This is a genomic window from Sphingomonas sp. NBWT7 (assembly GCF_014217605.1).
GTDB lineage: Bacteria > Pseudomonadota > Alphaproteobacteria > Sphingomonadales > Sphingomonadaceae > Sphingomonas.
Map to the genome: position 1 here is coordinate 1,729,703 of NZ_CP043639.1, position 23,267 is coordinate 1,752,969.

Annotated in this window: 22 protein-coding genes; 10 read left to right on the plus strand and 12 right to left on the minus strand. The window is 66.8% G+C overall.

The features are described from left to right. Positions 1 to 138 precede the first annotated feature (138 nt). Both F1C10_RS08565 and F1C10_RS08570 read right to left on the minus strand, forming a co-directional pair. Positions 139 to 2,433, minus strand: coding sequence for a CDC48 family AAA ATPase (locus F1C10_RS08565; protein WP_185205427.1), 2,295 nt, complete (start codon positions 2,431 to 2,433; stop codon positions 139 to 141). Between the two features lie 84 nt (positions 2,434 to 2,517). Then, positions 2,518 to 4,056, minus strand: coding sequence for a hypothetical protein (locus F1C10_RS08570; protein ID WP_185210301.1), 1,539 nt, complete (start codon positions 4,054 to 4,056; stop codon positions 2,518 to 2,520). A 50-nt stretch (positions 4,057 to 4,106) separates the two neighbouring features. Here F1C10_RS08570 and F1C10_RS16560 point away from each other — a divergent pair, with 50 nt between their 5' ends. The 3 genes from F1C10_RS16560 (at position 4,107) to F1C10_RS08580 (ending at position 6,221) form a co-directional block, all read left to right on the plus strand. Next, positions 4,107 to 4,382 carry a hypothetical protein gene (locus F1C10_RS16560; protein WP_219729727.1) on the plus strand — a complete coding sequence of 92 codons (276 nt, stop codon included), beginning with the start codon at positions 4,107 to 4,109 and terminating at the stop codon, positions 4,380 to 4,382. Next, positions 4,361 to 5,107, plus strand: a complete 747-nt coding sequence (locus tag F1C10_RS08575) for an STELLO glycosyltransferase family protein (protein WP_219729728.1) — start codon at positions 4,361 to 4,363, stop codon at positions 5,105 to 5,107. Before F1C10_RS16560 ends, F1C10_RS08575 begins: the two co-directional genes overlap by 22 nt. 223 nt (positions 5,108 to 5,330) lie before the next feature. After that, the gene (locus F1C10_RS08580; protein ID WP_185205429.1) at positions 5,331 to 6,221 is read left to right on the plus strand and encodes a LysR substrate-binding domain-containing protein; all 891 of its coding nucleotides are present in this window, start codon (positions 5,331 to 5,333) and stop codon (positions 6,219 to 6,221) included. 63 nt (positions 6,222 to 6,284) lie between these two features. On the opposite strand, the gene F1C10_RS08585 is transcribed toward F1C10_RS08580, so the two are convergent. Next, entirely contained in the window at positions 6,285 to 6,740 is a 456-nt protein-coding gene (locus F1C10_RS08585; protein WP_185205431.1) for a peptidylprolyl isomerase, read from the minus strand. A gap of 137 nt (positions 6,741 to 6,877) precedes the next feature. Here F1C10_RS08585 and mgtE point away from each other — a divergent pair, with 137 nt between their 5' ends. Both mgtE and F1C10_RS08595 read left to right on the plus strand, forming a co-directional pair. Continuing rightward, the gene (gene mgtE / locus F1C10_RS08590) at positions 6,878 to 8,338 is read left to right on the plus strand and encodes a magnesium transporter (protein ID WP_185205433.1); all 1,461 of its coding nucleotides are present in this window, start codon (positions 6,878 to 6,880) and stop codon (positions 8,336 to 8,338) included. Between the two features lie 16 nt (positions 8,339 to 8,354). Next, entirely contained in the window at positions 8,355 to 8,774 is a 420-nt protein-coding gene (locus tag F1C10_RS08595) for a DUF1489 family protein (protein WP_185205435.1), read from the plus strand. A gap of 101 nt (positions 8,775 to 8,875) precedes the next feature. Here the strand turns inward: F1C10_RS08595 and F1C10_RS08600 are convergent, their stop codons facing one another. Further along, positions 8,876 to 9,238: a response regulator gene (locus F1C10_RS08600; protein ID WP_185205437.1), complete on the minus strand. Its 363-nt coding sequence runs from the start codon at positions 9,236 to 9,238 to the stop codon at positions 8,876 to 8,878. 36 nt (positions 9,239 to 9,274) lie between these two features. On the opposite strand from F1C10_RS08600, the gene F1C10_RS08605 reads away from it, so the two are divergent. From F1C10_RS08605 to F1C10_RS08620, 4 genes are read left to right on the plus strand one after another with little or no spacing between them, the layout of a single operon-like run. Next, positions 9,275 to 9,550 (plus strand): DUF3572 domain-containing protein, encoded by a 276-nt coding sequence (locus F1C10_RS08605; protein ID WP_185205439.1) that lies wholly within the window; start codon positions 9,275 to 9,277, stop codon positions 9,548 to 9,550. Continuing rightward, a complete protein-coding gene (locus F1C10_RS08610) occupies positions 9,547 to 10,203 on the plus strand; it encodes an HAD family hydrolase (protein WP_185205441.1) in 657 nt (218 codons plus the stop codon). Before F1C10_RS08605 ends, F1C10_RS08610 begins: the two co-directional genes overlap by 4 nt. Positions 10,204 to 10,236: 33 nt before the next feature. Then, positions 10,237 to 10,698 (plus strand): RidA family protein, encoded by a 462-nt coding sequence (locus tag F1C10_RS08615; RefSeq protein WP_185205442.1) that lies wholly within the window; start codon positions 10,237 to 10,239, stop codon positions 10,696 to 10,698. A gap of 32 nt (positions 10,699 to 10,730) precedes the next feature. Continuing rightward, positions 10,731 to 11,861, plus strand: a complete 1,131-nt coding sequence (locus F1C10_RS08620; RefSeq protein WP_185205444.1) for a GNAT family N-acetyltransferase — start codon at positions 10,731 to 10,733, stop codon at positions 11,859 to 11,861. A 6-nt stretch (positions 11,862 to 11,867) separates the two neighbouring features. Here the strand turns inward: F1C10_RS08620 and F1C10_RS08625 are convergent, their stop codons facing one another. From F1C10_RS08625 to F1C10_RS08660, 8 genes are all read right to left on the minus strand, one after another. Beyond that, the gene (locus F1C10_RS08625) at positions 11,868 to 12,668 is read right to left on the minus strand and encodes a DUF2490 domain-containing protein (protein WP_185205446.1); all 801 of its coding nucleotides are present in this window, start codon (positions 12,666 to 12,668) and stop codon (positions 11,868 to 11,870) included. Between the two features lie 88 nt (positions 12,669 to 12,756). Further along, positions 12,757 to 14,427, minus strand: a complete 1,671-nt coding sequence (locus tag F1C10_RS08630) for a hypothetical protein (protein ID WP_185205448.1) — start codon at positions 14,425 to 14,427, stop codon at positions 12,757 to 12,759. A 9-nt stretch (positions 14,428 to 14,436) separates the two neighbouring features. Next, positions 14,437 to 16,254, minus strand: coding sequence for a hypothetical protein (locus F1C10_RS08635; RefSeq protein WP_185205449.1), 1,818 nt, complete (start codon positions 16,252 to 16,254; stop codon positions 14,437 to 14,439). A 1-nt stretch (position 16,255) separates the two neighbouring features. Next, positions 16,256 to 17,770 (minus strand): NAD(P)/FAD-dependent oxidoreductase, encoded by a 1,515-nt coding sequence (locus F1C10_RS08640; RefSeq protein ID WP_185205450.1) that lies wholly within the window; start codon positions 17,768 to 17,770, stop codon positions 16,256 to 16,258. 69 nt (positions 17,771 to 17,839) lie between these two features. After that, complete coding sequence (locus F1C10_RS08645) at positions 17,840 to 19,381, minus strand: L,D-transpeptidase family protein (RefSeq protein ID WP_185205451.1); 1,542 nt, start codon at positions 19,379 to 19,381, stop codon at positions 17,840 to 17,842. A 56-nt stretch (positions 19,382 to 19,437) separates the two neighbouring features. After that, positions 19,438 to 19,701, minus strand: a complete 264-nt coding sequence (locus F1C10_RS08650; protein ID WP_185205452.1) for a hypothetical protein — start codon at positions 19,699 to 19,701, stop codon at positions 19,438 to 19,440. Between the two features lie 158 nt (positions 19,702 to 19,859). Continuing rightward, the gene (locus F1C10_RS08655) at positions 19,860 to 21,110 is read right to left on the minus strand and encodes an argininosuccinate synthase (protein ID WP_185205453.1); all 1,251 of its coding nucleotides are present in this window, start codon (positions 21,108 to 21,110) and stop codon (positions 19,860 to 19,862) included. A 50-nt stretch (positions 21,111 to 21,160) separates the two neighbouring features. Beyond that, complete coding sequence (locus tag F1C10_RS08660; protein ID WP_258043149.1) at positions 21,161 to 22,450, minus strand: MFS transporter; 1,290 nt, start codon at positions 22,448 to 22,450, stop codon at positions 21,161 to 21,163. Positions 22,451 to 22,650: 200 nt separating this feature from the next. Between F1C10_RS08660 and F1C10_RS08665 the strand changes: the two genes are divergently transcribed. Continuing rightward, positions 22,651 to 23,265: a class I SAM-dependent methyltransferase gene (locus tag F1C10_RS08665; protein WP_185205455.1), complete on the plus strand. Its 615-nt coding sequence runs from the start codon at positions 22,651 to 22,653 to the stop codon at positions 23,263 to 23,265. Positions 23,266 to 23,267 lie beyond the last annotated feature (2 nt).

The following is a 23,267-nucleotide window of genomic DNA, read 5'->3' on the forward strand; positions in this document are numbered from 1 at the left end:
GTATTAGTTTCCGAAGTGATACTGCAACGTGAAGCTCTGAACGCCGTGCGGCGACGCACCTCCCGGCGCTTAGCCATCAACGTGAAATGGCAGCAGCGCCGATCGACCGAGCCTGCCGGTCGATCGGCGCCACCTCCATCAGTCGACGCCCTTGCTTCCCCGCGGAGTCAGTTGCCCCGGCGAGATAAAGCCGATCGGCTGGATCGCCGCGGCATCCTGTTTGAGCTTCGCCGCGATCTGTTGATAGTCGCGCTCCATCTCCGGCGTCACGCTCGCGCGAGACTCGTTCAGCGCCGCCAGGAAATGCGACTGGCGCACCTCGCGCGTGTCGAGTGATTCGCGCAGCGCGATCAGACCCGCGCGTCGCACCACGTCCTCCAGATCGGCACCGGTGAAGCGGTCGGTACGCTCAGCAATCGCGTCGAGATCGACGTCGTCGGCAAGTGGCATCTTCTGCGTCTGGATCGCCAATATTCGTCGCCGCCCCTGTGCCGTCGGCACCGATACGTAGATCAGCTCGTCGAACCGCCCCGGGCGCAGCAGCGCCGGATCGATCAGGTTGGGGCGATTGGTCGCGCCGATCACCACCACCGACTGCAATTCCTCCAGTCCGTCCATCTCGGCGAGGATCGTGTTGACGATCCGCTCTGTCACCTGCGGCTCGCCCATTCCGCCGCCGCGCGCCGGCACTAGGCTGTCGAGTTCGTCGATGAAGATCACCGTCGGCGCCACCTGCCGTGCGCGGGCGAAAAGCTTGGCGATCTGCTGCTCGCTCTCGCCATACCACTTGCTCAAGAGGTCGCTCGACTTGGTGGCGATGAAATTCGCCTCCGCCTCGCGCGCCACCGCCTTGGCGAGCAACGTCTTGCCCGTTCCCGGCGGCCCGTAGAGCAGGAACCCCTTCGCCGGGCGGATGCCCAGCCGCCGGAACGCGTCCGGATCCTTCAGCGGCAGCTCGACGCCTTCCTTCAACCGCATCTGCGCGTCGTCGAGCCCCCCGACATCGTCCCAGCGAACCGTCGGCGCCTGCACCATCACCTCGCGCATCGCGCTCGGCTGCACGCGCTTCAGCGCCTCCATGAAGTCCTCGCGCGTCACCGCCAGCGTATCGAGCACCTCGGGCGGAATGGTGCGTTCCTCCAGGTTGAGCCGCGGCATGATCCGCCGCACCGCCTCGATCGCCGCCTCACGCGTCAGCGCGGCGAGATCGGCACCCACGAAGCCGAAGGTGGTCCGCGCCAGCTCGTCGAGGTCGACGCGGTCGCCCAGCGGCATGCCGCGCGTGTGGATGCCCATGATCTCGCGGCGCCCGCGCTCGTCGGGCACGCCGACCACGATCTCGCGGTCGAAGCGTCCCGGCCGACGCAGCGCCTCGTCGATCGCTTCGGGCCGGTTGGTCGCCGCAATGACAACCAGATTGGCGCGCGCTTCCAGCCCGTCCATCAGCGTGAGCAGCTGCGCGACGAGGCGCTTCTCAGCTTCGCCCGATACCTGGCCCCGCTTCGGCGCGATCGAATCGATCTCGTCGATGAACACGATCGACGGCGCGTTCTTCGCCGCTTCCTCGAACACCTGCCGCAGCCGCCCCTCGCTCTCGCCATAGGCGGAGCCCATGATCTCGGGGCCGTTGATCAGGAAGAACTGCGCATCGCTCTCGTTGGCGACGGCGCGCGCCAGTCGCGTCTTGCCGGTGCCGGGCGGGCCATGGAGCAGCACGCCCTTGGGCGGATCGACGCCCAACCGCTGGAACAGCTCGGGATAGCGCAACGGCAGCTCGACCATCTCGCGCAGCTGGTCGATCGTGCCCGCCATCCCGCCGATATCGTCGTAGGTAACGTCGGCACGCCGCGCGTCGTTCGGCTCCTCATATTCAGGCCGCAGCTCGATCTCGGTATTCTCGTCGATATGGACGATGCCCTTGGGCGCCGCGGACACCACGACGAGGCGGATCTCCTGCAACGCATAGGCCGGCGCGTTGACATATTGCGCCATCCCCGGCGGCATGTTCGCGACGCGCTGGTGCCCCGCCGTCGCGATCACGTCGCCCTGGCACAGCGGCCGCCCGATGAACGTCCGCTTCAGCGCCACGGTCGATCCCTGCAGCCGCAGGTTCTGCGCCGCGGGAGCGAATACGACGCGCGTCGCCGGCTTCGATTCGGCACGCCGGACCTCGACGAAGTCGCCCGAACCGACGCCAGCATTGGCGCGCTGCAAGCCATCGATACGGACGAGCGCCAGCCCCTCGTCCTCCTGGTACGGGCCGACCGCGCGCGCCGGCGTCGCCTTCTTGCCGACGATCTCGATCACGTCGCCATCGCTCAGCCCCATCGACGCCATGAACGCCCGCGGCAGATGCGCAATCCCCCGCCCGCTATCCTCCGGCCGCGCATTGGCGACTTGGAGCTTATGGGTGGTGGTGTCGGCATCGGCCATAAACATTCCCCTCGCATCAACGAATGTGAAGCGCCTCAGATAGGGGCGTTGTTCCTCGTTGCTATGGCCGTGGTCGGGTTACGGTCATATCCATTCGACAGCGCGAAGCCCTATCCCAAGTTGCCTGTTGTCAAGCGATTGCGGATCGACGTCACGTGGTCGAAACAGGTGCGTCGACATCAGCTTCAGCAATATCGGCCCTTCGGCGGGATCGACATCGACGATCAACACCGCCTGTGATTTGGGATGCGCGATCGAATAAGGCTGCGCAGGGCCGGAACCGATCGAGATTGTACCGGTGAACCGGGGAAAAGCCGCGTTGACCGGGGCCACGACCGACACTTTCAACCGCCGGCTCCCCCCCGATTGCGGCGGCCTTAGCGTGATCGTCGCATGATGGCCTGCCGTCCAGCGGCCCCAAGGTTCGATCGGGTGCCAGCCAACATACGTTGCATCATCGACAAATCCGGGCGGCAGGCCAATGGCCGCCGCACGCTGGGGATCGATCGGCTGCCCGTTGCGCAGCGAAAGGATCGCCTCGATGAACGCCGCCTGCTGCGTCTGCGATCTGATCGTCGAAAATTTGAACGGGTGGATCGCCATCTTGCGGCGATCAAGGAAGTCGTTGAGCGGATAGCGCTTTTGAAAACCGCGGAAGTCTAGCACGAGCGACTCCGCAGTGTGTACCCGCTCGCACAGCGCGTGCAGCAGCACCGGTACGATAATCTCGACGAACAGCCCCGCCGCGCCTGCAAAGCCCATATGATGCGCGAACGGCTCGAGCTTTGATCGCGGCAAGACGAAGCAATCGGTGAAAAAGCCGGACACGGCCAGGGGGATCGGCAGGTCGATCACGTCACCGCCACCATTGTCACGATCGTTGGCCGCGGCGAGCATCGCGGTCACCGAACGCAAGGCCTCGCCCGCCGCCCGCGTCACCGTGCGCTGCGTCGGACTGCTATGATCGATTTGCGCGGCAAGACCATCGAGCATCACGGCGGAGGGCTTGCGCTCGGCGCTCCCCGCCCGGGACGTAGGGTCATCGGCCTGTCGAATATCGACCTCGACGCGCTCCGTGAACGGCGCGCCCGATCGTTCGAAACCGGCGCGAATCTCGTCACGCGATGGCAGGTATCGCAGTAGATTGCCGGGTTCGATCCCGGTGCCGAACATGAGCGACTTCGGGTAGAGCAGCTTTGGCAGGAAACTGTAATACCATTCCCAGTCGCCCAGCTTCGTCGGGGTGCGCTCGGCGAATGGAATGAAGCCGTCGTCGGCGCCCAACGGAAACAGATTTGCGAAACTACTTTCGTCGAACTGAGGGTTCAGCAACACATCGTCGTGGACGAAGAGAAAGTAGTCGCAATCAATGGTGCGCAGTCGCGGCAACGCGTCCGTCACATAGCCCGCGTGAACATATGATCCACGATAAGTAGTGATCACGTCCGGATCGTCGCTGCGCTCGAACGGGATGAGGAACAGCAGTTCGGAGAAGCGCCCAGCGTAAACCTGGCGCAGCAACGGCAGATTGCCAGGATATGGATGGTTCATCAGCACGCACGCGCATATGCGCGGCGTGGCGTCGCTTGCCCGGCGCTTGTCCGCTTCAACCGCTTCGCGCATCAACCTGCCTGTTCCGCGCCAGCGCGCTCGTCCGTCCGGGAGACCATTTCGTGTCCGATCACCGTTACGCTCTCGTGGTCACCACGATCAATCCTCCCAACAAGGCGCTGACGATGCTCGCAACCGGTGCCGCCAGCCTCGATGCCCGGTTCTGGATCATCGGCGACACGAAGAGCCCGGCCGATTTCTCCCTGCCAAATGCCGACTTCCTCGACGTTGCGGCGCAACAAGATACGGGTTTTCGTACGCGAAAGCCTGTCCGACGTGTCATTACGCGCGAAAGAACATCGGCTACCTCCTTGCCATGCGCGACGGCTCCAACGTGATCATCGAGACCGACGACGACAATTTTCCGAGGGATGGTTTCTGGCAGCCGCGCGACCGGCTCGTTACGGCTCCGATGCTGACAGGTAGCGGCTGGTGCAACGTCTATCGCCACTTCACGGACGCCGTCATCTGGCCGCGCGGCCTTCCGTTGGATCGCGTGCACGATCCGCTAGGGTCAGCGATCCCGGCACAAGCGACGATCGACTGCCCGATCCAGCAGGGGCTGGCGGACGACAATCCCGACGTCGATGCCGTTTACCGGCTTCTGCTTCCCCTGCCGCAAACCTTCCGCGATGGCTCCGTTATCCTCGATCGCGGTCTATGGTGTCCCTTCAACAGCCAGAATACGACCACCTTCCGACCCGCCTTTCCGCTCCTTTACCTGCCGTATCACTGCTCGTTCCGAATGACGGATATCTGGCGCAGCTTTGTCGCGCAGCGTATCGCTTGGGCGAACGACTGGCGGCTGCTGTTCCACGGATCGACGGTCTGGCAGGAGCGTAACGAGCACGATCTCATGCGCGACTTCGCCGATGAGGTGCCGGGTTACCTCAACAATGATCGCATTCGCGCGACGCTCGAAGATCTGGAAATTGCCGGCGGCGCGGCCGCGATGCCCGATGACTTGATGCGCTGTTATCGTGCGCTCATCGCCCTCGGGGTTATCGGATCCGAAGAGGAAGGTCTGCTCGCCGCGTGGTGCGAGGACCTCGCCGCGCTCTAACGGGCGTACCAAACAAAAAAAGGGCCGACGCGAACGCCGGCCCATGAAAGTTTTTAGGAGAGGATGCCTGAAAGGCACGCCTCAAATGTGCCCGGACGCTCGATTGTGCAAGTGCGAAAGGATCGCTGCCACGTGCATTTTATGCAACGGTCTGCGAGGCAGGGTTGCGCAGCCTGTGACGTGACCGCATGATGCACCGCACCATCGACCCGTCGGATTTGTAATGCGCCGCCTTCCGCCTCTCACCGCGATCGAAGCCTTTGTCGCCGTGGCGCGGCTCGGCTCGGTGAAGCTGGCGGCGCAGGAACTGGCGCTGTCGGCGCCTGCGCTAAGCCGTCGGGTACAGACGCTCGAGCGGTTCCTCGGCCGCCCGCTGTTCGATCGACGGCATCAGGCGATGGTGCCCAACAGCGACGGCGATCGGCTCCTGGCTCAGATTGCGCCGGTGCTCGATCAGCTGTCGGATGCGGTGGAATCGATGACCAGCGCGGTGGACGTCGTGCGGCTGCGGCTCGGTGTGCTGCCGCTGTTCGCGTCGCAGCGGCTCTTCCCGCGCCTCGCCGAGCTGCGCGCGACGCATCCCGAGCTTCACCTCGACATCGATACCGCCGGGCACGGCGTCGCGCGGTTAGGCGAGGGGCTGGATGCGGTGATCGCCTTGGCGCGCGACATCGATCCCGCGCTGTATGCCCAACGGCTCGATCGCAACATGGTCTATGTGATCGGCAGCCGTACGCTGGTCGAGCGGCCCGATCCGATCACCCGCCCAGAACAGCTCGCCACGCTGACCGCACTCGTTCACCGCGACATGCCCGACACGTTCGCCGCGTGGCGCGAGGCAGCCGGGCTCGCCGATATCGAGCCGATGGCGGTCGATCACTTCGATTCGGGTGCGCTGATGCTCGAGGCGGCGGCGCAGGGTCTCGGCATCGCCTTCATGCACGAGAGCCATTTCCAGGACGCGGCCGATCCGCGGCTGGTGAAGCTGTTCGATATCGAGGTGGTGAGCCCGTACAGCTACTGGTTCGTCTGCCGCCCGCGCGCACTGCAGCTGAAGCCGGTGCGCATCTTCCGCGATTGGCTGATCGACACGCTCGGCTCGAACGCGGTCTGATCGCGCCGCTGCCGGGACGGACGCCGAGCGCCGCCCCGACAATTGCACGTGCTCAGCGCGTGCTTACGAAGCGCGCATCTTGCTGATCTTGCCCGGCTCGCGCGGCGGCTCGCCCTTGGGCAGCGCGTCGATCAGGTCCATTCCGTCGGTCACCTCACCCCACACGGTGTATTGGCCATCGAGGAAGCGTGCGTCGTCGAAGCAGATGAAGAACTGCGAATTGGCGCTGTTCGGATCGTTGGTGCGCGCCATCGAGCAGACACCGCGCACGTGCGGCTCCTTGGAGAACTCCTGCTTCAGGTTCGGCTTGTCCGATCCGCGCATGCCGGTGCCGGTCGGATCACCACCCTGCGCCATGAAGCCGGGGATGACGCGGTGGAAGACGACGCCGTCGTAGAAGCCCTCGTTGGCGAGCTCGGCGATGCGCTCGACATGCGCCGGCGCCAGATCGGGGCGCAGCTTGATCGTCACGTCGCCGCCGTCCAGCGTCATGACAAGCGTGTTGAAGGTGTCGGCCATAAGGTGGCTCCTTGCGGTAAGGTCGGGAAGGCGGCGCCCTACCGCTGCGGGTGCGCGAAGGCAAATGGCCGCAGTTGGCTTGCGCCCACGACGCCGCTAGGAGCCGGTCCGCCGATCAGCCGAAGGGAGGGCATGCGATGAGCGAGACCGAACTTCGAGAGCCCGAGCGCCGCCCGCTCGAAGATCGCGCCTACGACGAGCGCCCCTTCGACGAGCGTACCACGGGGGTCGACGACGATCAGCTCGACGCCGACGACCGGCTGCGCCCCGAATTCGTCGACGCCGTGCTCGCCGCCGTAGAGGTTGGCGACACCGAAGAGGCGCACCGGCTGGTCGAGCCGCTTCACCCGGCGGACATCGCCGACCTGTTCGAGCTGACGCCGGACGACCGCCGCGCGGGGCTCGCCTCCGCCGTCGCCGACCTGCTCGACGGCGACGTGTTCGCGGAGATGAACGATTACGTTCGCGAACGCCTGATCGACGCGCTCGACGCGCGGCAGGTCGCGGACCTCGCCTCCGAACTCGACACCGACGATGCCGTCGCGATCATCGAGGATCTCGATGCCGACGAGCAGCGCGAGGTGTTGCGCGCGATGGAGCCCGACGATCGCGCCGCGATCGAGGAGGCGCTGTCCTATCCGGAGGAATCTGCCGGCCGCCTGATGCAGCGCGAGCTGATCGCGGTGCCCGAACATTGGACCGTCGGCGACACGATAGATTATCTGCGTGGCCACGAGGAACTGACGACCGACTTCTGGGAGGTGTTCGTCGTCGATCCCGGCCACCGCCCGGTCGGCACCTGCGCCTTGTCGTGGATCCTGCGCACGCCGCGCGGCGTCTCGATGGCGGACGTGATGAAGCGCGAGCAAACGCTGATACCGGTCGACATGGACCAAGAGGAAGTCGCGCTCCGCTTCCAGAAATACGCGCTGATCTCTGCCGCCGTCACCGACGGATCGGGGCGCCTCGTCGGCATGATCACCGTCGACGATATCGTCCACATCATTCAGGAAGAGGCGGGCGAGGACGCGCTGCTGCTGTCGGGCGCCGGCGAAGGCGACATCAACGAGCCGATCCGCTTCACCGTGCGCACCCGCGCGATCTGGCTGATTATCAATCTCGGCGCGACGATGATCTCCGCCTCGGTGGTCGGCGTATTTAGTGAGGAAATCGCCCGCTTCGCGCTGCTCGCCGCGCTGATGCCGATGGTCTCCGCGCTCGGCGGCAATGCCGGCACGCAGACGCTCGCGGTTGTCGTGCGCGCACTCGCCACCAATCAGCTCACCAGCTCGAACACGCTGCGCATGCTGATGCGCGAATTCCGCATCGCGATCTGCAACGGTGCGATCCTCGGCTGCGTCGGCGCGCTCGGCAGCTTTCTGGTGCTTGGCAACGCGCAGCTGTCCCTGGTGTTCGCGCTGGCGATGATGATCAACTCGCTCGTCGCGGGTCTCGTCGGCGTGGTCGTGCCCGTCGCGCTCGATCGCGCCAATATCGATCCCGCGATCTCCTCGGCGGTGTTCGTCACCACCGCCACCGACGTGATGGGCTTCTATTCGTTTCTCGGCCTCGCCTCCTTGTGGGCGCTTTCCGCCTGACCCACATCGCGCGGCCATGCCGTCGTCCCTGCCGCCGCTCCACATTACGAAAGTCGCGTTCGGCAATCCGAGCGTCGATCACCTCGCCGAGCGGCTGAAGCAACGCGCCGCGGAAGGCCCACTGTTCCTGACGACGCGCTTCCTGCCCAAACGGCACGAAGAGATCGCCGGCGTCGGCTCGCTGTTCTGGATCATCAAGCACCAGCTCGTCGCGCGCTCGTCGATCCTGTCGTTCGGCGAGGCCGACGGCGGTCGCGTCGCGATCCACATCGATCCCGAACTGCGCCTCGTCGCCGCGCGTCCGAAGCGCGCGCACCAAGGCTGGCGCTACCTCGAGGCGGCGGACGCCCCCGCCGATCTTGGCGGCGACGGCACCGGCATGGCGGAACTGCCCCCGGCGCTGATCGGCAAGCTCGCCGAACTCGGCCTGGTGTGACTCCGCCTGTTCGCTCGACGTGGGCGCAGACGAGGTATCACCGGGTAACGCTGCCCGATCATGTCCAGCACTTCGCGCAGGGTCGTGGCTAGCGCTTCGCGCTAAAGCAGCGCGCCCACCGCATCCATGAAGCGCATCAGGCTGATCGGCTTCGACACATAGGCTTCGGCCCCAGCGGCGCGGATCCGCTCCTCGTCCTCGCGCCCGGCATAGGCGGTCACCGCCATTACCGGGATGCCGCGCAGCTCCTCATCGGCTTTCAGCTCGAGGATCAGCTCGTATCCCGTCACGTGCGGCATCTGGATGTCCATGATGATCAGGTCGGGCACGAAATCGCGCGCGCGCGCCACCGCCTCACGCCCGTCGCGTACCGGCTCCACCGCGAATTCGTGCGCGCGCAGCAGGTCGCAGAACAGCTTCAGGTTCAGTTCGTTGTCCTCGACAACGAGCACCTTCTTTGCCACGCGCGTTGATCCCCCGTTCCGGGCAAGAGATAGGCAATGAAGCGGACCGATTCAAACGCAGAACCTGCCGATGCGCTCGCGCTGCGTGCGCTGGTCTGGACATTGTCGGAGCCTGACCGTGCATCGCGCCTCGTCTCGCTCACCGGGCTCGATCCCGACGATCTGCGCGCCCGCATTACCGAACCGGGTGTTCTTGCCGCCTCACTGATGTTCCTCGAACAATATGAGCCCGATCTGATCGCCTGCGCGGGCGATCTCGCCGTCAAGCCTGAGGCGCTCGTCCGCGCCCGCCACGAACTGGAAGCCCGATGACCAGACCGCTGCTGATCTCCGACTGCGACGAAGTGCTCGTACACATGGTGCGCCACTTTGGCGACTGGCTGGGCGAGGCGCACGACATCGACTTCACGCCGTCGAGCTGGGAACTGGGCAAGAACATGCGGCGGCGCAACGACGGCGGCGTGCCCTCGCGCGAGGAGATGATGAGCTTCCTCGACGGTTTCTTCCCGCACGAGATGCATCGCCAGACGCTGGTGCCGCACGCCCGCGACGCGCTCGCCCGCATCGCCGAGGTGGCGGACATCGTCATCCTCACCAATTTGCAGGACCAGTGCCGCAGCCACCGCGTCGACCAGCTCGCCGCCTTCGGCATCGCGCATCGCGTCGAGTGCAATCAGGGGCCGAAGGGCGGACCGGTCGCCAGCTTGGTGGCCGAGCACGGCAACCCCGTCACCGTGTTCATCGACGATCTGCCGATGCACCACCAATCGGTCGCCGAGCACGCGCCGCAGGTGCATCGCCTGCACATGGTGTCCGAACCGGCGTTGGCACCGGGCGTGCCCCCCGCTCCCGCCGCCCACGCGCGGATCGATCAATGGCCCGAAGCCCTCGCCTGGGTGCTCGATCGCTTTGCCACCGGCCGCCCGGCTGACGACGCGGCGACGATCGGCGCGCTGCAGGATTGACCCGCCGGGGGCGGTGGTGTTGAACCCGCCGCCATGACCGACCGTATCGATCGCAAACTCGAAGAGCTCGGCCTCGCGCTTCCGCAGGCTGCTGCCCCCGTCGCCACCTACGTTCCTGCCGTCGAGGCGGGTAGGCTGCTGCATGTTTCGGGGCAGCTGCCGTTCCGCGACGGCAAGGTCGTCACCGGCCGGCTCGGCGACGATCTCGACGTTGCCGCCGGCCAGGAAGCAGCGAAGCTCTGCGCGCTGATGGTCGTGGCGCAGGTGAAGGCCGCGCTCGGCGATCTGTCGCGCGTCGCCCGCGTCGTGAAGCTTGGCGTGTTCGTCAATTCGGCGCCCGGCTTCGGCGACCAGCCCGAAGTCGCCAACGGCGCGTCGGACCTGATGGTCGCGCTGTTCGGCGATGCCGGCAAGCATGCGCGCGCCGCGGTCGGTGTCGCGGCGCTGCCGCGCAATGCCGCGGTCGAGATCGACGCGGTGATCGCGGTCGCTTGAGCGCGCCGGTCGACGCCCTATCTTAGGCGGGCATGACCGCCGTCACCGCCCGCCTCGCCGACGGCGTATCCGCTATTCCCGCCGATCAGTGGGATGCGTGCGCCGGCGGCGATAATCCGTTCGTCAGCCACGCCTTCCTTGCCGCGCTCGAACAGTCGAACAGCGTCGGCGCGCGCAGCGGCTGGCAGCCGATCCCGATCATCGTCGACGGGGCAGACAGCGCGCCGGTGGCGGTGGCGCCCGCCTACGCCAAATCGCACAGTCAGGGCGAATACGTCTTCGACCATGCCTGGGTCGACGCGTGGGAGCGGGCGGGCGGGCGCTATTATCCCAAGCTTCAGGTTGCCGCCCCCTTCACCCCTGTCCCCGGTCCGCGCCTGCTGCTGCGCGATCGCGCCGCCGCGCCCGCGCTGATCGCCGCGCTGGAAGCCGTCACCGATCAGCATGAATTGTCCTCTGCGCATGCGACCTTCGTCGACGCCGACCAGATCCCGCTGTTCGAGGCCGCCGGCTGGCTGATCCGCGAGGGCACGCAATTCCACTGGCGAAACCAGGGCTTCGCCTCGTTCGACGATTTCCTCGACACGCTCGCCAGCCGCAAGCGCAAGGCGATCCGCAAGGAACGCGCCGCCGCCGTCGCCGGCCTCACCATCCGGCACCTGACCGGCGCCGAGATCGGCGTGCGCGAGTGGGACGCTTTCTGGACCTTCTATCAGGACACCGGAAGCCGGAAGTGGGGCCGCCCCTATCTCACGCGCAGCTTCTTCCCGCTGCTCGGGCAGGCGATGGGTGATCGCGTGCTGCTCATCCTTGCTGAGCGCGACGGTGTGCCGATTGCCGGCGCGCTCAACCTGATCGGCGGCGATGCGCTCTACGGCCGCTATTGGGGCTGCACCAAGGAGGTGCCGTTCCTCCATTTCGAGCTGTGCTACTATCAGGCGATCGATGCCGCGATCGCGCGCGGGCTAGGAAGCGTCGAGGCGGGCGCGCAGGGCGAGCACAAGCTCGCGCGGGGCTACGCCCCGGTCCCCACTTGGTCGGCGCACTACATTCCGGATGCCGGCTTTCGCCGCGCCGTCGCCGATTTCCTCGTCCGCGAACGCGCCGCGGTCGAGGCGGATCAGAATTATCTCGGCCAGATGACACCGTTCAAGCGCGGCTGAACGGCTTCACTTGCTGACTACGGGCTCGTGGTTGCGCACCTTTGGCTGCAATCCGGGCCCGACCGTCGGCACCACCGCAGGCGGCCGGATACGCCGCGCCAGCTGGAACGACACGCCGACGACAGCGGCATGGTTCATGTTGCGCCGCCCGTCCACCGCACGCTGGCGTTGGTTGAGATAGCCCAGTTCCAAGGCGGCCGACGAAGTGATCGGAAGCTGGACGCCGGCAAAGGTCCACAGGTCGTCGTAGCCGCGCCGCGCGCCCCAGTCGGTATGGTTGAGATTGAGGTACAGCTCGACCGACATCACCCCCACCGGCCCGCCGCTCTCCTTCTTGGTCAGCGGCGTCGCGATCAGCAGTTGCTGCGCAATCCGCGCATTCCACTGCGTCCCCGTCGAACGCAGGCGCTGCTCGAACCGAGTCTGCGCGCGAATGCCGACCCGTCCGATCGCGCCGACGCGGTACGACGCCTGCTGGAAGAAGCGGTTCTCGTTCAGGTCGTTGGGCAGCCGCGCGCCGTCGATGAAGGCGTACAGGTAACCGGCCGACAGGATCAGCGACTCGCTCTTGCGCCACGAAAGCACCGGCGGGATGATCGTGATCGGCGCGGTCGCTGCATTGTCCGAACTGAAGCGCGGCTGGATCTCACCCGACACGAACCAGTCGTCGGCGATCGGTGCGACCACCTGAACGCTGCCCCAGATCTGCTTGCCGTGATTGGTCTGCGCTGCCGCCGGGATGATCGACAGCACGGCGGCGACGATGGCGCACGCCGGCAGCGCACCTGTTCGAACCAACATCTTCATCGCGCGCTTAATGCCTGTTCAACGCGGTCGCACAAGCGCTTAGCTCGGAAGTAGATAGCTTACGCGACGAAGCGAGGGCGGAGACGCGCTACGCCTTTGGCGGCGGTGGCAATTCGCGCTGCTGCGCGCGGGCACGGCGCGCCCGAAGCTCGAGGAACCAACGCGGATACAGTTCCTCGTCGGTGATCTGCGGCGCGGGCCGGCTACGATTCACCTTGAACAGCGCGCTCGCCCCCGTCGGCGATCGCCAGATCCGATCGAGATCGGTCGCGTAGCGCGCGTTGAAAGGCGGCGTGCGGATCAGCCACACGTAATCGAACGCCTCGCGCGGAAACCGCGCCATCGAAAAATCGATCGGCTTCCACCATTCGCGCGGGCACCAGCCCGGCGTGACGATTTCGGATGGATCGTGCGCGAACATGCCTGCCGCGCTGTAGCGCGCGGTCAGCAGCTGCGCGCCCGCCATCGACCATTGATCGTTGGCATAGGCGAGCCGCCGCTCGAGCGCGATCGCCGGGAGGTGCTCCAGCCGGCTCATCCGCCACTCGTTATGGCAATTGGTGCCGACGAACGTCACCACCTTCGCGCCCACCGGCAGCTTGTCGAGCGCGGCGAGTTCGGTGTTGTAGTCGCGGTCGAACTGCCAGTAGCTGATCGTCGTTCCGGCGGTGCGCAGCAGGAAGAAGCTCAGCCCCAGCGCGGCGAGGATGCCCGCATGCCGCGCCGTCATCGTCGCGCGCGGTCGGATCGCGATCAGCGCGATGGCGACGACGAACGGTGCCAGCCGCATGTCGGCATAGGCCGATCCGAAGACGATGCGCGGCAGCGCCACGAACACCGCGGCGAGGAACAGCGCCGACAGCCCCAGATTACGCGAATATTCGATCGCAGGATCGCGGAACGCCTTGAACAGGATCAGCACGAATACCGCGGTCGACGCGATGTCCCACAATTCCCAGCGATCGCGCAGGATCATCATGATCCACGCGACCTTGGCCTGCCAGTTGAACCAATCGGCGGTCTGCCCAGTGACGTGATCGCCCGAGCGCCAGAAGATCATCAGCGCCATTGGCAGCGCGAGCGGAATGCAGCCCAGCCCGGCGCGGAACCAGCTTTCCAGCCAGTGGCCCGAGCCTGCATCCTTGCGTGCGTCGTGCTGCCGGATCATCTCGGCCGAGAAGGCGAGCACGCCGAGCACGCCCCAACCGAACGTATGGCACAGCCACAACAGGCACGAGGCGGGAACGAAGATCGCCGTGCGCAGGCGGAAGCGCTTCAGCCGCCCGAGCCGCAGCCACAGCGCGAACAGGCACAGCGCCAGCGCCATCGACAGCGCGAAGTTCACGAACCCGAACTGGAATGGATAGCTGTAGGCGAGCGGCAGCGCGAACAGCGCCGTCGGCGGGATGCGACCATGCACTTCGCGCGCGATCCACAGCAGCCCGGCGGCGGTTAGCGCGGGGATGCTGATGACGATCAGCTTGACGCCCAGTTCCAGCCCGAACAGCTTGGCAAAGGGGACGATCAGCAGGTCGATGCCGAGATTGCCGATCAGCGACCATTGAAACGCGAACCACTGCGCCAGCCACGGCGCATCTTCGCTTGGCGTCAGCTGGACGCGATACCGCCCCATATGGCCTGGCAGATCGACGAGCGGGGGGATCTGCGGCCACAGCAGCGGCACGATGGTGATGATCGTCGCCGCCACCACGAACGCACGCATCTGCCACCAGCGATGGGGCGCCCCCGACTGCTCCATTGATCCGCCTTACGGGCGGCGCGTCGGGGAGGGCAAGGGGCGAGTGACCCGCCACGCCATCGCCGGGGTGCCGGTTGCGATCGGCACCAGCCAATCAAAGCGTTCGCCGCGCGCCAGCCGCGCCCATAGACCGTTCGGATAGCGGTCGCGGTACAGGTCGGTCTCGTTAAGTCCCGGACAGGCCGCGATATAGTCGGCGCCGCTCCCCAGCACGATCGCGCGTGCCGCGTCGGGCGACGCGCTGAACCCGGTCAGCACGGTGGCAAGTGCCTCTGGCGCGCGATGATAGCCGCCGGCAACTGCGCGGTGATGCGTCGTGGCGAGAATATCAGGGGTGATGTCGAGCGGCGCGAAGACGATCCCGGCGGGCAGGCGGCCGATCACGCGCACGTCGCCAACCCGATCGCACGGCCGCACGCCTGCGTTCCCGACGCTTTGCACCGGAATATTGCTCGTTGCGCCGGGTATTGCGGCATCCGCGATCATCACGCCGAGCGCCGCGGCCTGTCCCGGCGAGGCGACGAGCATCGCCGCCAGCGTCGCCGCCACGCGGCGGCCCGGCCGCGGAACGGCACGTGCGCGAACCAGCAGCGCGTGGAACAGCGCCGCGGCGCCCGGAACGGCGAGCGCGTTGGCGGTCGCCCCGGCACGGTTGACGAAAATTGCGACCCCGAGCGCCGCGGCGACCAGCGCCGCCAGCGTCGCCCAGCGCAGCCGCGCTTCCCCACTTGTGCGCTGCCAGCCGCGCCAGCATCCCACCAGCCCGACGATCGGCAGCCCGACCGTCATCATCGCCCAGGACGGCGTCTGCTCCCAAAACGGCCGTCCTTCGGTGACGTTGACGTACCACAAGTCGCGCACGATTGGCGGCAGCGCCGCGAATGGCCCCGCGAGGCACGTCGGCGCGCTCGCCGCCAGCGTCGCCGCGGTGGCCGCGCCGGCAGCGGCCAGCGCTACCAAGCGGACGATCACCGACTGACGGCCAACCATCGTCGCGAGCGTCGTCGCACCCGCCGCCACGCCCAACATCACTAGCCACGCCGGCGACATCGCGTCGCATGACGGCAGCAGCGATCCCGGCCCGCGCGTCGCGACGTGCAGCACCGCCGCTGCAAGAAATAGGCTCCAGACGAGACCGAGCAGGCGATCGCGCCCCGCCGGCTGCCACGCCCAGTGCAGCGCCGCGACCCCGGCGATCGTCGCCGCGATCGGCATGCCTTCGAGCGACACGGTCAGCAGCCCAGCGAGCGCGAGGCCGGCGAGCGCGCCCGCCCGCCACGTCGCCCGGCCGAGCAGCGGCGCGACCGCCGCCAGCGCGAGCACGATCTGCCAGCCGTGGTGGTCGATCCGCATCGGGCGAAGCTGGTACACCAACGGTGCAGACAGCGGCGCGAGCAGCACCGCGTAGCGCGCGACTTCGCCGCCGGCGAGCCTCAACGTGATCCGATGGATCAGCGCCATTGCCGCGAGCAGCGCCAGCAGCGGCACGACGACGAGCGCGATCCGCGTCGCCGCCCCGTCCCCCAACGGGCCGGCGAGCCACAACACCCCTGCGATCGGCAGGTCGACGAGCCGTGACCAGTGCATCGGGAAATCGCCGCGATTCAGCCGGTGCTGCGCCACGTCCCACCAGCTCTGCCCGCCGAGCCAGTCGCGCACCTCCACCAGTCGCATCGCGTCGTCGGGATCGACGAAGCGCAGCGTCATGATCGGCTCGGCCATCGCCAGCGTCAGTACGATCGCGGCAATGATCCACCCGATCAGAACAGCGCGCGCGCCGCCACGATCGGCGCCCGCCCCAGGCGTCAGCGCTTCCTTGGCTTCCACATCACGCCGCCTTCAGCCGTTCGGGCACTGCGCGCAGGCTGCCGAGCGCCGCCTGTTCGCCCTCGTTGCCGCTCTCGTGATATTCGGCGTCCTCGTTGACCGCCCAGATGTCGTAAACGCGCGCGCCGGCGGCGATGTTACGCACCGTGAGCATCGCGGTCATCATTGCATGATCCTGGTTGTTGTAGCGATGCATGCCGTTGCGCCCAACGCAGTGGAGCGTTGGATAGCGCGCCTCGATCTCGCGGCGCAGCGCGTCGACGTTGGCGGCATAATCCTCGTCATAGACGGGATAGGCCTTCTCCTGACGCACCACCGTGCCGCCGATGACCTGCTCTGCCCCGCACAGGCCAAGCTGAGCCATCTCGCGCGTCGCCAGCGCCACCAGCTCGGCGTCGCTCGACGACCACAGCCCGTCGCCCTCGAAGCAGAAATATTCGAGGCCAACGCACGCGACCTCAGGATCGGGCACCATCTCTGGCGACCAGGAGCGGAAATTCTGCACCCGGCCGACCTTCACCTTCGAATCGTGGATGTAGATCCAATTGTCGGGGAACAGGTCGGGCGAACGGATCATCAGTGCGACGGTCAGGAAATCGCGATATTTCAGGTTCGCCGCTTCGGGGAGCGTCGCGGGCAACGGATGAAGCCGGCTCGCCAGTTCGCGCATCGGGGCGGAGGAGATGACGTGCGCCGCGTTGATCGCGACGGTGCCGCCGTCGCCGTCGCTCGCGGTCACCGTCCAGCGCTGCGTCACGTCGTTGAACGCCAGCTGCTTCAGCTGATGTCCCATCAGCACGTGGTTGCCATGTGCGATCACGTGATCGCGCGCTGCTTCCCACATCATGCCCGGCCCGAGCCGCGGGTAGCGGAAGCTCTCGAGCAGCGTCTTCACCGCCATGCCGTCGTTCGGCCGCTTGTTGAGTCCAAGGCTGCGCTTCAGCCCGTCGGTCACCGCGCCCCACAGGCTTAGCCCCTTGATCCGCTGCGCCGCCCAGTCCGCGCTCATTGTGTCGCACGGCATACCCCACACCTTCTCGGTGTAGGTCTTGAAGAAGATCGAATAGAGCTTCCAGCCGAAGGCGTTGACGGTCCAGTCCTCGAAACTCTTGACGCGGGTGTTCGGCAGCAGCTTTGCCTTGGCGAAGCTCGCCATGCACAGCGCCGAACGCCAGATGCCGAGGTTCCACAGCGCCTCGAACGCGCGCAGCGGGTAGCTGTAGAACTTGCCCTCGTAATAGATGCGGCTCATCCGCGGTCGCTCGATGAAATCGTGCGGAAGGATCTCGTTCCAAAGGTCGACCACGTCCTTCGACTTCGAGAAGAAGCGGTGTCCGCCGATGTCGAAGCGATAGCCGTCATGCTCGACGGTGCGGCTGATCCCGCCGACGTAGCGCGGATCCTTCTCGATCACGGTGACCGAATAACCCGCCTTGCCGAGCAGATAGGCAGCGGTGAGGCCCGCCGGCCCCGCGCCGATGATCGCCACGTCAACCGCGCCGACTGAATTCGCCATTCCCGTGCCGCCCCGTCCTTTACTCGGAACAAGGCAATGAAGGAGGATGGTTGAGGGCGGGTTAACGGATCAGCGGCTCGCCAGCTGCTCAAGCGCCGGCGTGTCGCGGCCATAGGCGTCAGCGACGTAGGTGACGCCGTCCTCGATCGGGCTGGCGGTGAAGTACATGAGATAGACCGGGACCGGATCGGGCACCGGCACATGCTGCTCGGGCGCGGAGCTCTCGGGGGTCAGCGGGCGATCGAACAGCCAGCGTCCCAGCCGCCCCGCATCCTCCAGCCTGACGCAGCCGTTCGAGAAATGCCGGTCGGGCTTGGCGAACAGGTTCTTCTGCGGCGTATCGTGAAGATAGATGCCGAGATCGTTGGGAAACATGAATTTGACCGAACCCATCGAATTGCCGCGCCCGGGCAGTTCGCGCACGCGCGGCTCGACGCTGCCGGCAACGACCGCACGCCAATCGATCGAGGACGAGGGGATCACCGACGCGTCGTTGGTCCAATCCGACAACGCCTCGTATCCCTGGCGCTCGAGCGACGTGCCCGACACAACCTTGGGCGCGATCCGCTTGCGCACGAGATCGACCGGCACGTTCCAATAGGGGTTGAGCGTCGCGTAGCGGATTGTGCCCGCCATCATCGGCGTCTGCGTCTCACGCGTGCCGACGACGACGCGCATCGTACCCTGTTCCGCACCGCCCCCGTAATACCACAGGCGCGCGGCGGCGGCATCGACCACGACGTGTCGCGTCCACGCATCGGGCAGCAGCCGCGCCCGTTCGAGGTTGAGCCGCAGCAGCGCGCTGCGATCAGTAGTGGAAGCACCATCACCCGCATTGAGCGCGGCGAGCGTGCGCGCGCCGACCATGCCGTCCACGGGCAGGCCATGCACCGCCTGGAACCGGCGGACGCGCGCCGCGAGCGCATCGTCGAATACGTCGCCCGGCGGCAGCCCAAGCCGCAACCGCAGCAGGTCGACCCGTTCGTCCGCCATGCCGGGGCGCAGCAGCGCGCCGGGCGGGATGGAGACGCTGGCGTCACCTTGCCCCGGATCGGTGGCGGCAAGCGCGTTACGCAACTGGACGTAGAGCGGGCTCATCCAGCCCAGCGTGCGTACATATTCCAGCGTCGATTTGGCGAGCGCGGCGCGGCGCAGGATCTCGTCGGGCCGGGCGCGCTTCGGCTCGAGCTGATCTTCGAGATAGCGGATCTCGACGTGCGGTTCGCGCATGTCGCGGACCACGTCGGCAAGCGCACCGCTCAGCGCAATTTCGAGATAGGCGAGCGCGCGCGCGTCGCCGGTCCGCGCCTCGTCGATCAAACGACGCAGCCTGTCAGGCGAGTAGCGCTCGGGGTCGAGACCGTCGGCGCCGACCGCCTCGATCACGTCGACCAACGCGCTCGCCTGCGGACCAGGTGTCTCGTCGACGATCCACAGCGGCCAATAGCCTCGCTGACGGTAGAAATCCTTCAGCCGGCCGCCGACCTGGTTACGGATAGCCAGCGCGACGGCACTGGTCGGCGTCGCGGATGCAGCCCCGGGTTCGGACTGCCCAGCCCGTTGCGCGACGGCCACGCCCGGCAGCGCGGCCGTCGAACCTAATAGCAACACGCATAGCGCCAGCCGGCCCGCGCGCCGAATTGGCGCGGCAAGGCCGGCCGACAAGGTCAGCCTCGCTCGCCGCGCGGGGTGGGCGGCGGCGGGGGCGGCGGCGGGGTCGGGCACGGCGGGGCACGGAACGGCACATAGGCACCGTCGGGCGCGTAATAGCCGTCGACGATCCCATCACCATCACGATCGGCAGCAACCGTGCCGGCGAGCGCACCCGGCCCCATCGGCGGCGCCGGCGCGATCATGTCGTCCCGATTGTTGGCGCAAGCCGTGAGCGTCGTCGCGCCCAGCAGCAGCGCGGCAAATGCAGCACCCTTCATCGTTCAACTCCCTCTTAGACGGGGTGCGCGGCACCCCAACCGGTCGATGAACGCGATACGATACGTACTCGTTCCTATGTGGCAACGATCGCCTAGGGCCGATTGTCCCGCATCGGGAACGCGCAACTGCTCACCGCCTCCGTTATAGGCGCCTTGTCTTATTCGCCGTCACGCCGCCCGAGCAGGCGCAGGCGAAGCGCGTTGAGCTTGATGAAGCCCGCTGCGTCGCGCTGGTCGTACGCGCCCTGATCGTCCTCGAACGTCACCACCTTCTCGCTGTACAGCGAGTGCGGCGACTTGCGGCCGACCACCGATACGCTGCCCTTGTAGAGCTTGAGGCGTACGGTGCCCGTCACCTTCGCCTGGCTGTGATCCACCGCGGCCTGGATCATCTCGCGCTCGGGCGAGAACCAGAAGCCGTTGTAGATTAGCTCGGCATAGCGCACCGCCAGCTCGTCCTTGAGGTGCGCCGCGCCGCGGTCGAGCGTCAGCTGCTCGATCCCGCGATGCGCCAGGTGATAGATCGTGCCGCCCGGCGTCTCGTACATGCCGCGGCTCTTCATGCCGACGAAGCGGTTCTCGACCAGATCGAGCCGCCCGATGCCGTGCGCGCGCCCCAGATCGTTGAGCTTGGCAAGCAGCGTCGCGGGCGTCATGCCCTCGCCGTTCACCGCCACGCCGTCGCCGCGCTCGAAATCAATCGTGATGAACTCAGGCGCGTCGGGCGCGTCCTCCGGGTTCACCGTGCGCGAGTAGACGTAGTCGGGCACTTCCTCCCACGGATCCTCGAGCACCTTGCCCTCCGACGAAGTGTGCAGAAGGTTGGCGTCGACCGAGAACGGCGATTCGCCGCGCTTATCCTTGGTCACCATGATCTGGTTCTGCTCGGCGAACTCGATCAGGCGACTGCGGCTGGTGAGATCCCACTCGCGCCACGGCGCGATCACCTTGATGTCGGGCGCGAGCGCGTAATAACCGAGCTCGAAGCGCACCTGGTCGTTGCCCTTGCCCGTCGCGCCGTGGCTTACGGCATCGGCGCCGACCTGACGCGCAATTTCGATCTGACGCTTGGCGATCAGCGGGCGAGCAATCGAGGTGCCGAGCAGGTACAGCCCCTCGTACATCGCGTTCGCGCGCATCATCGGGAAGACGTAATCGCGGACGAACTCCTCGCGCAGGTCGTCGATGAAGATGTGCTCGGGCTTAACCCCTGCCATCTCCGCCTTGCGCCGTGCCGGCTCCAGCTCCTCGCCCTGCCCCAGATCGGCGGTGAAGGTCACGACCTCGCAATTGTAGGTCTGCTGCAGCCATTTCAGGATGACGCTGGTGTCGAGCCCGCCCGAATAGGCGAGGACGACCTTCTTGATTCCGGCGTCACCGGCGGGGCGGTTGGAAGAGGAGTCGGTCATGGTCGGCGCGTCTAGGGGGTGACGCCGCCGCCATCAACCTTCGCGCGAACTTACACCACCGGGTCGTCGAACGCCGCCACCTCCTGCGGATCGGGCTCGCGCAGCGTGAACCAGGAGTAGAGGAACAATAGCACGCACCCCGCGCCCGCCATCAGATACGGCAGCGAGTGCCACATCGTGTACAGTCCCACCCCGATCGATGGGCCAAGGACGAAGCTCGCGCCGTTGACGCTCGTCACCTTGCCCGCGACCGAGCCCTGCTGCGCCGGCCCGACCGCGAGGCTCGATCCGGCGGTGAAGCCCGGCCGCGTGAAGCCGAAGCCGAGGCTCGCCAACGCATACGCAGTGGCGATGCCATAGAGTGATGTCGCAAGCCCGGTCATCGCCGTACCGATCGCAGCGAGCACCAGCCCGACCAGCACCAGCGCGCGCGGTGCGAGGTTGAGCGTCGGGATGATCCCCCATTGCGCGAGCAGCGCCGCGCCTGCGCCCATCATCAGCACGATGCCCGTCGGCTCCAGCGCCTGCGCCGGGGCCAGGCCAAGCCGATCGATGACCAGAAAACCGATCGCCTGCCCCGTCATCGCCTGTGCGTGGCCCATCACCAGCCCGGCGATCATCCAGGCACGGATGCGCCGATCGAAGTAGCTGACGCCTGCGCCGCCCTTCGGCTCGGTCGCCGCGCGCACGCTCGCTCCCGATGCCTGCCCGCCGATCGACGGATAGGCGTTCGCCGCACCGTGCCCAGTGCTCGCCACCCCGCGATCGTCGGGCAGCATCGCGCGGACGGTGACGAACATGATAATGCCGAAAATCGCGAAGACGAACGCCGGTCCTGCCAGCCCGACCTCGATCGTGCCGAGATGTCCCAGGATCAGATAGGGCGCGATCGCCGGCCCCAGGATCGTGCCGAGGCCGAACGCGCTGGCGAGCAGCGTCAGCGCGCGCGTCCGCTCTTCGCGCGTCGTGTCGCCGGCGACCATCGCCTGCACCGCGGGCGGCGCCGCCGATCCGAAGGTGCCGTAGATCAGCCGACCGAGGATGAAGAGGACGAACGCCATCGTCCCGCCGATCCAGCCGTTGATGCCGGCGGCAAGGAACACGCCGCAAGTCGCCAGGCTGACGCAGAACCCGCCCATGCCGAGCAAAATCATCACCCGCCGCCCATGCCGGTCCGATCGATTGGCCCAGAACGGCGCGGCGATCACCCATAACAGCGCCGATACTGAGAATGCCGCCGCGACCGCGCTGTCGGCGACACCCAGCGACCGACCAAGCGCCGGCAGCACCGATTGCAGCGCGGTGTTGCCCGCCGCGATCGTCAGCATCACCATGAACATCAGCGCGAAACGCCGATCGAACGGCTCCCCGCGGCGTTTGCGCCGGCGCGCGCGCAGGCCGCGCCTCCCCTGTCCCGCGTCACTCTCCATCGGTCTGTCGATTAGGGCCTTGGGGCGCCGGTGCAACCCCGCTATGGCAACCGGCGTACGTGTGCCGCGTTCGGCACCATAGACGATCGTTCGGGAGTAACGTGTCCTCCATGCCAAGCTCGACCAGTGCGGTGCGCCGCGCGCGAACCCGTTCCGCCGGCGTCCCCGGGCCATGGCAGATGTTCTTCTCCGGGTTCCTGAAACATCCGGTGATGGTCGGCTCGGTGATCCCCTCGTCGGCGAAGCTGATCGACAAGATGCTCGCGCCGGTCGACTGGGCGAACTGCAAGGTGTTCGTCGAATACGGCCCCGGCGTCGGTACCTTCTGCCGCCCGATTCTTGAACGGATGGCGCCCGATGCGACGCTGATCGCGATCGACACCAACGCCGATTTCATCCGCTATCTCGATCACACGATCGTCGATTCGCGCTTCGTCGCGGTCCACGGCTCGGCCGCCGAGGTCGAGGCGATCGTTGCCGAACGCGGGCATGAGGCGGCCGATTTCGTCCTTTCCGGCCTGCCGTTCTCGACGCTGCCGGCTGGCGTCGGTCCCGCGATCGCCGCGGCGACGCAGCGCGTGATCCGGCCCGGCGGCGCGTTCCTCGTCTATCAATTCAGTCCCAAGGTGCGTGATTTCCTCGCCCCCCATTTCGGGCGGATCGATCACAACATGGAATGGTGGAACGTGCCCCCTGCCCAACTCTACTGGTGCTGGAAGGACTGACG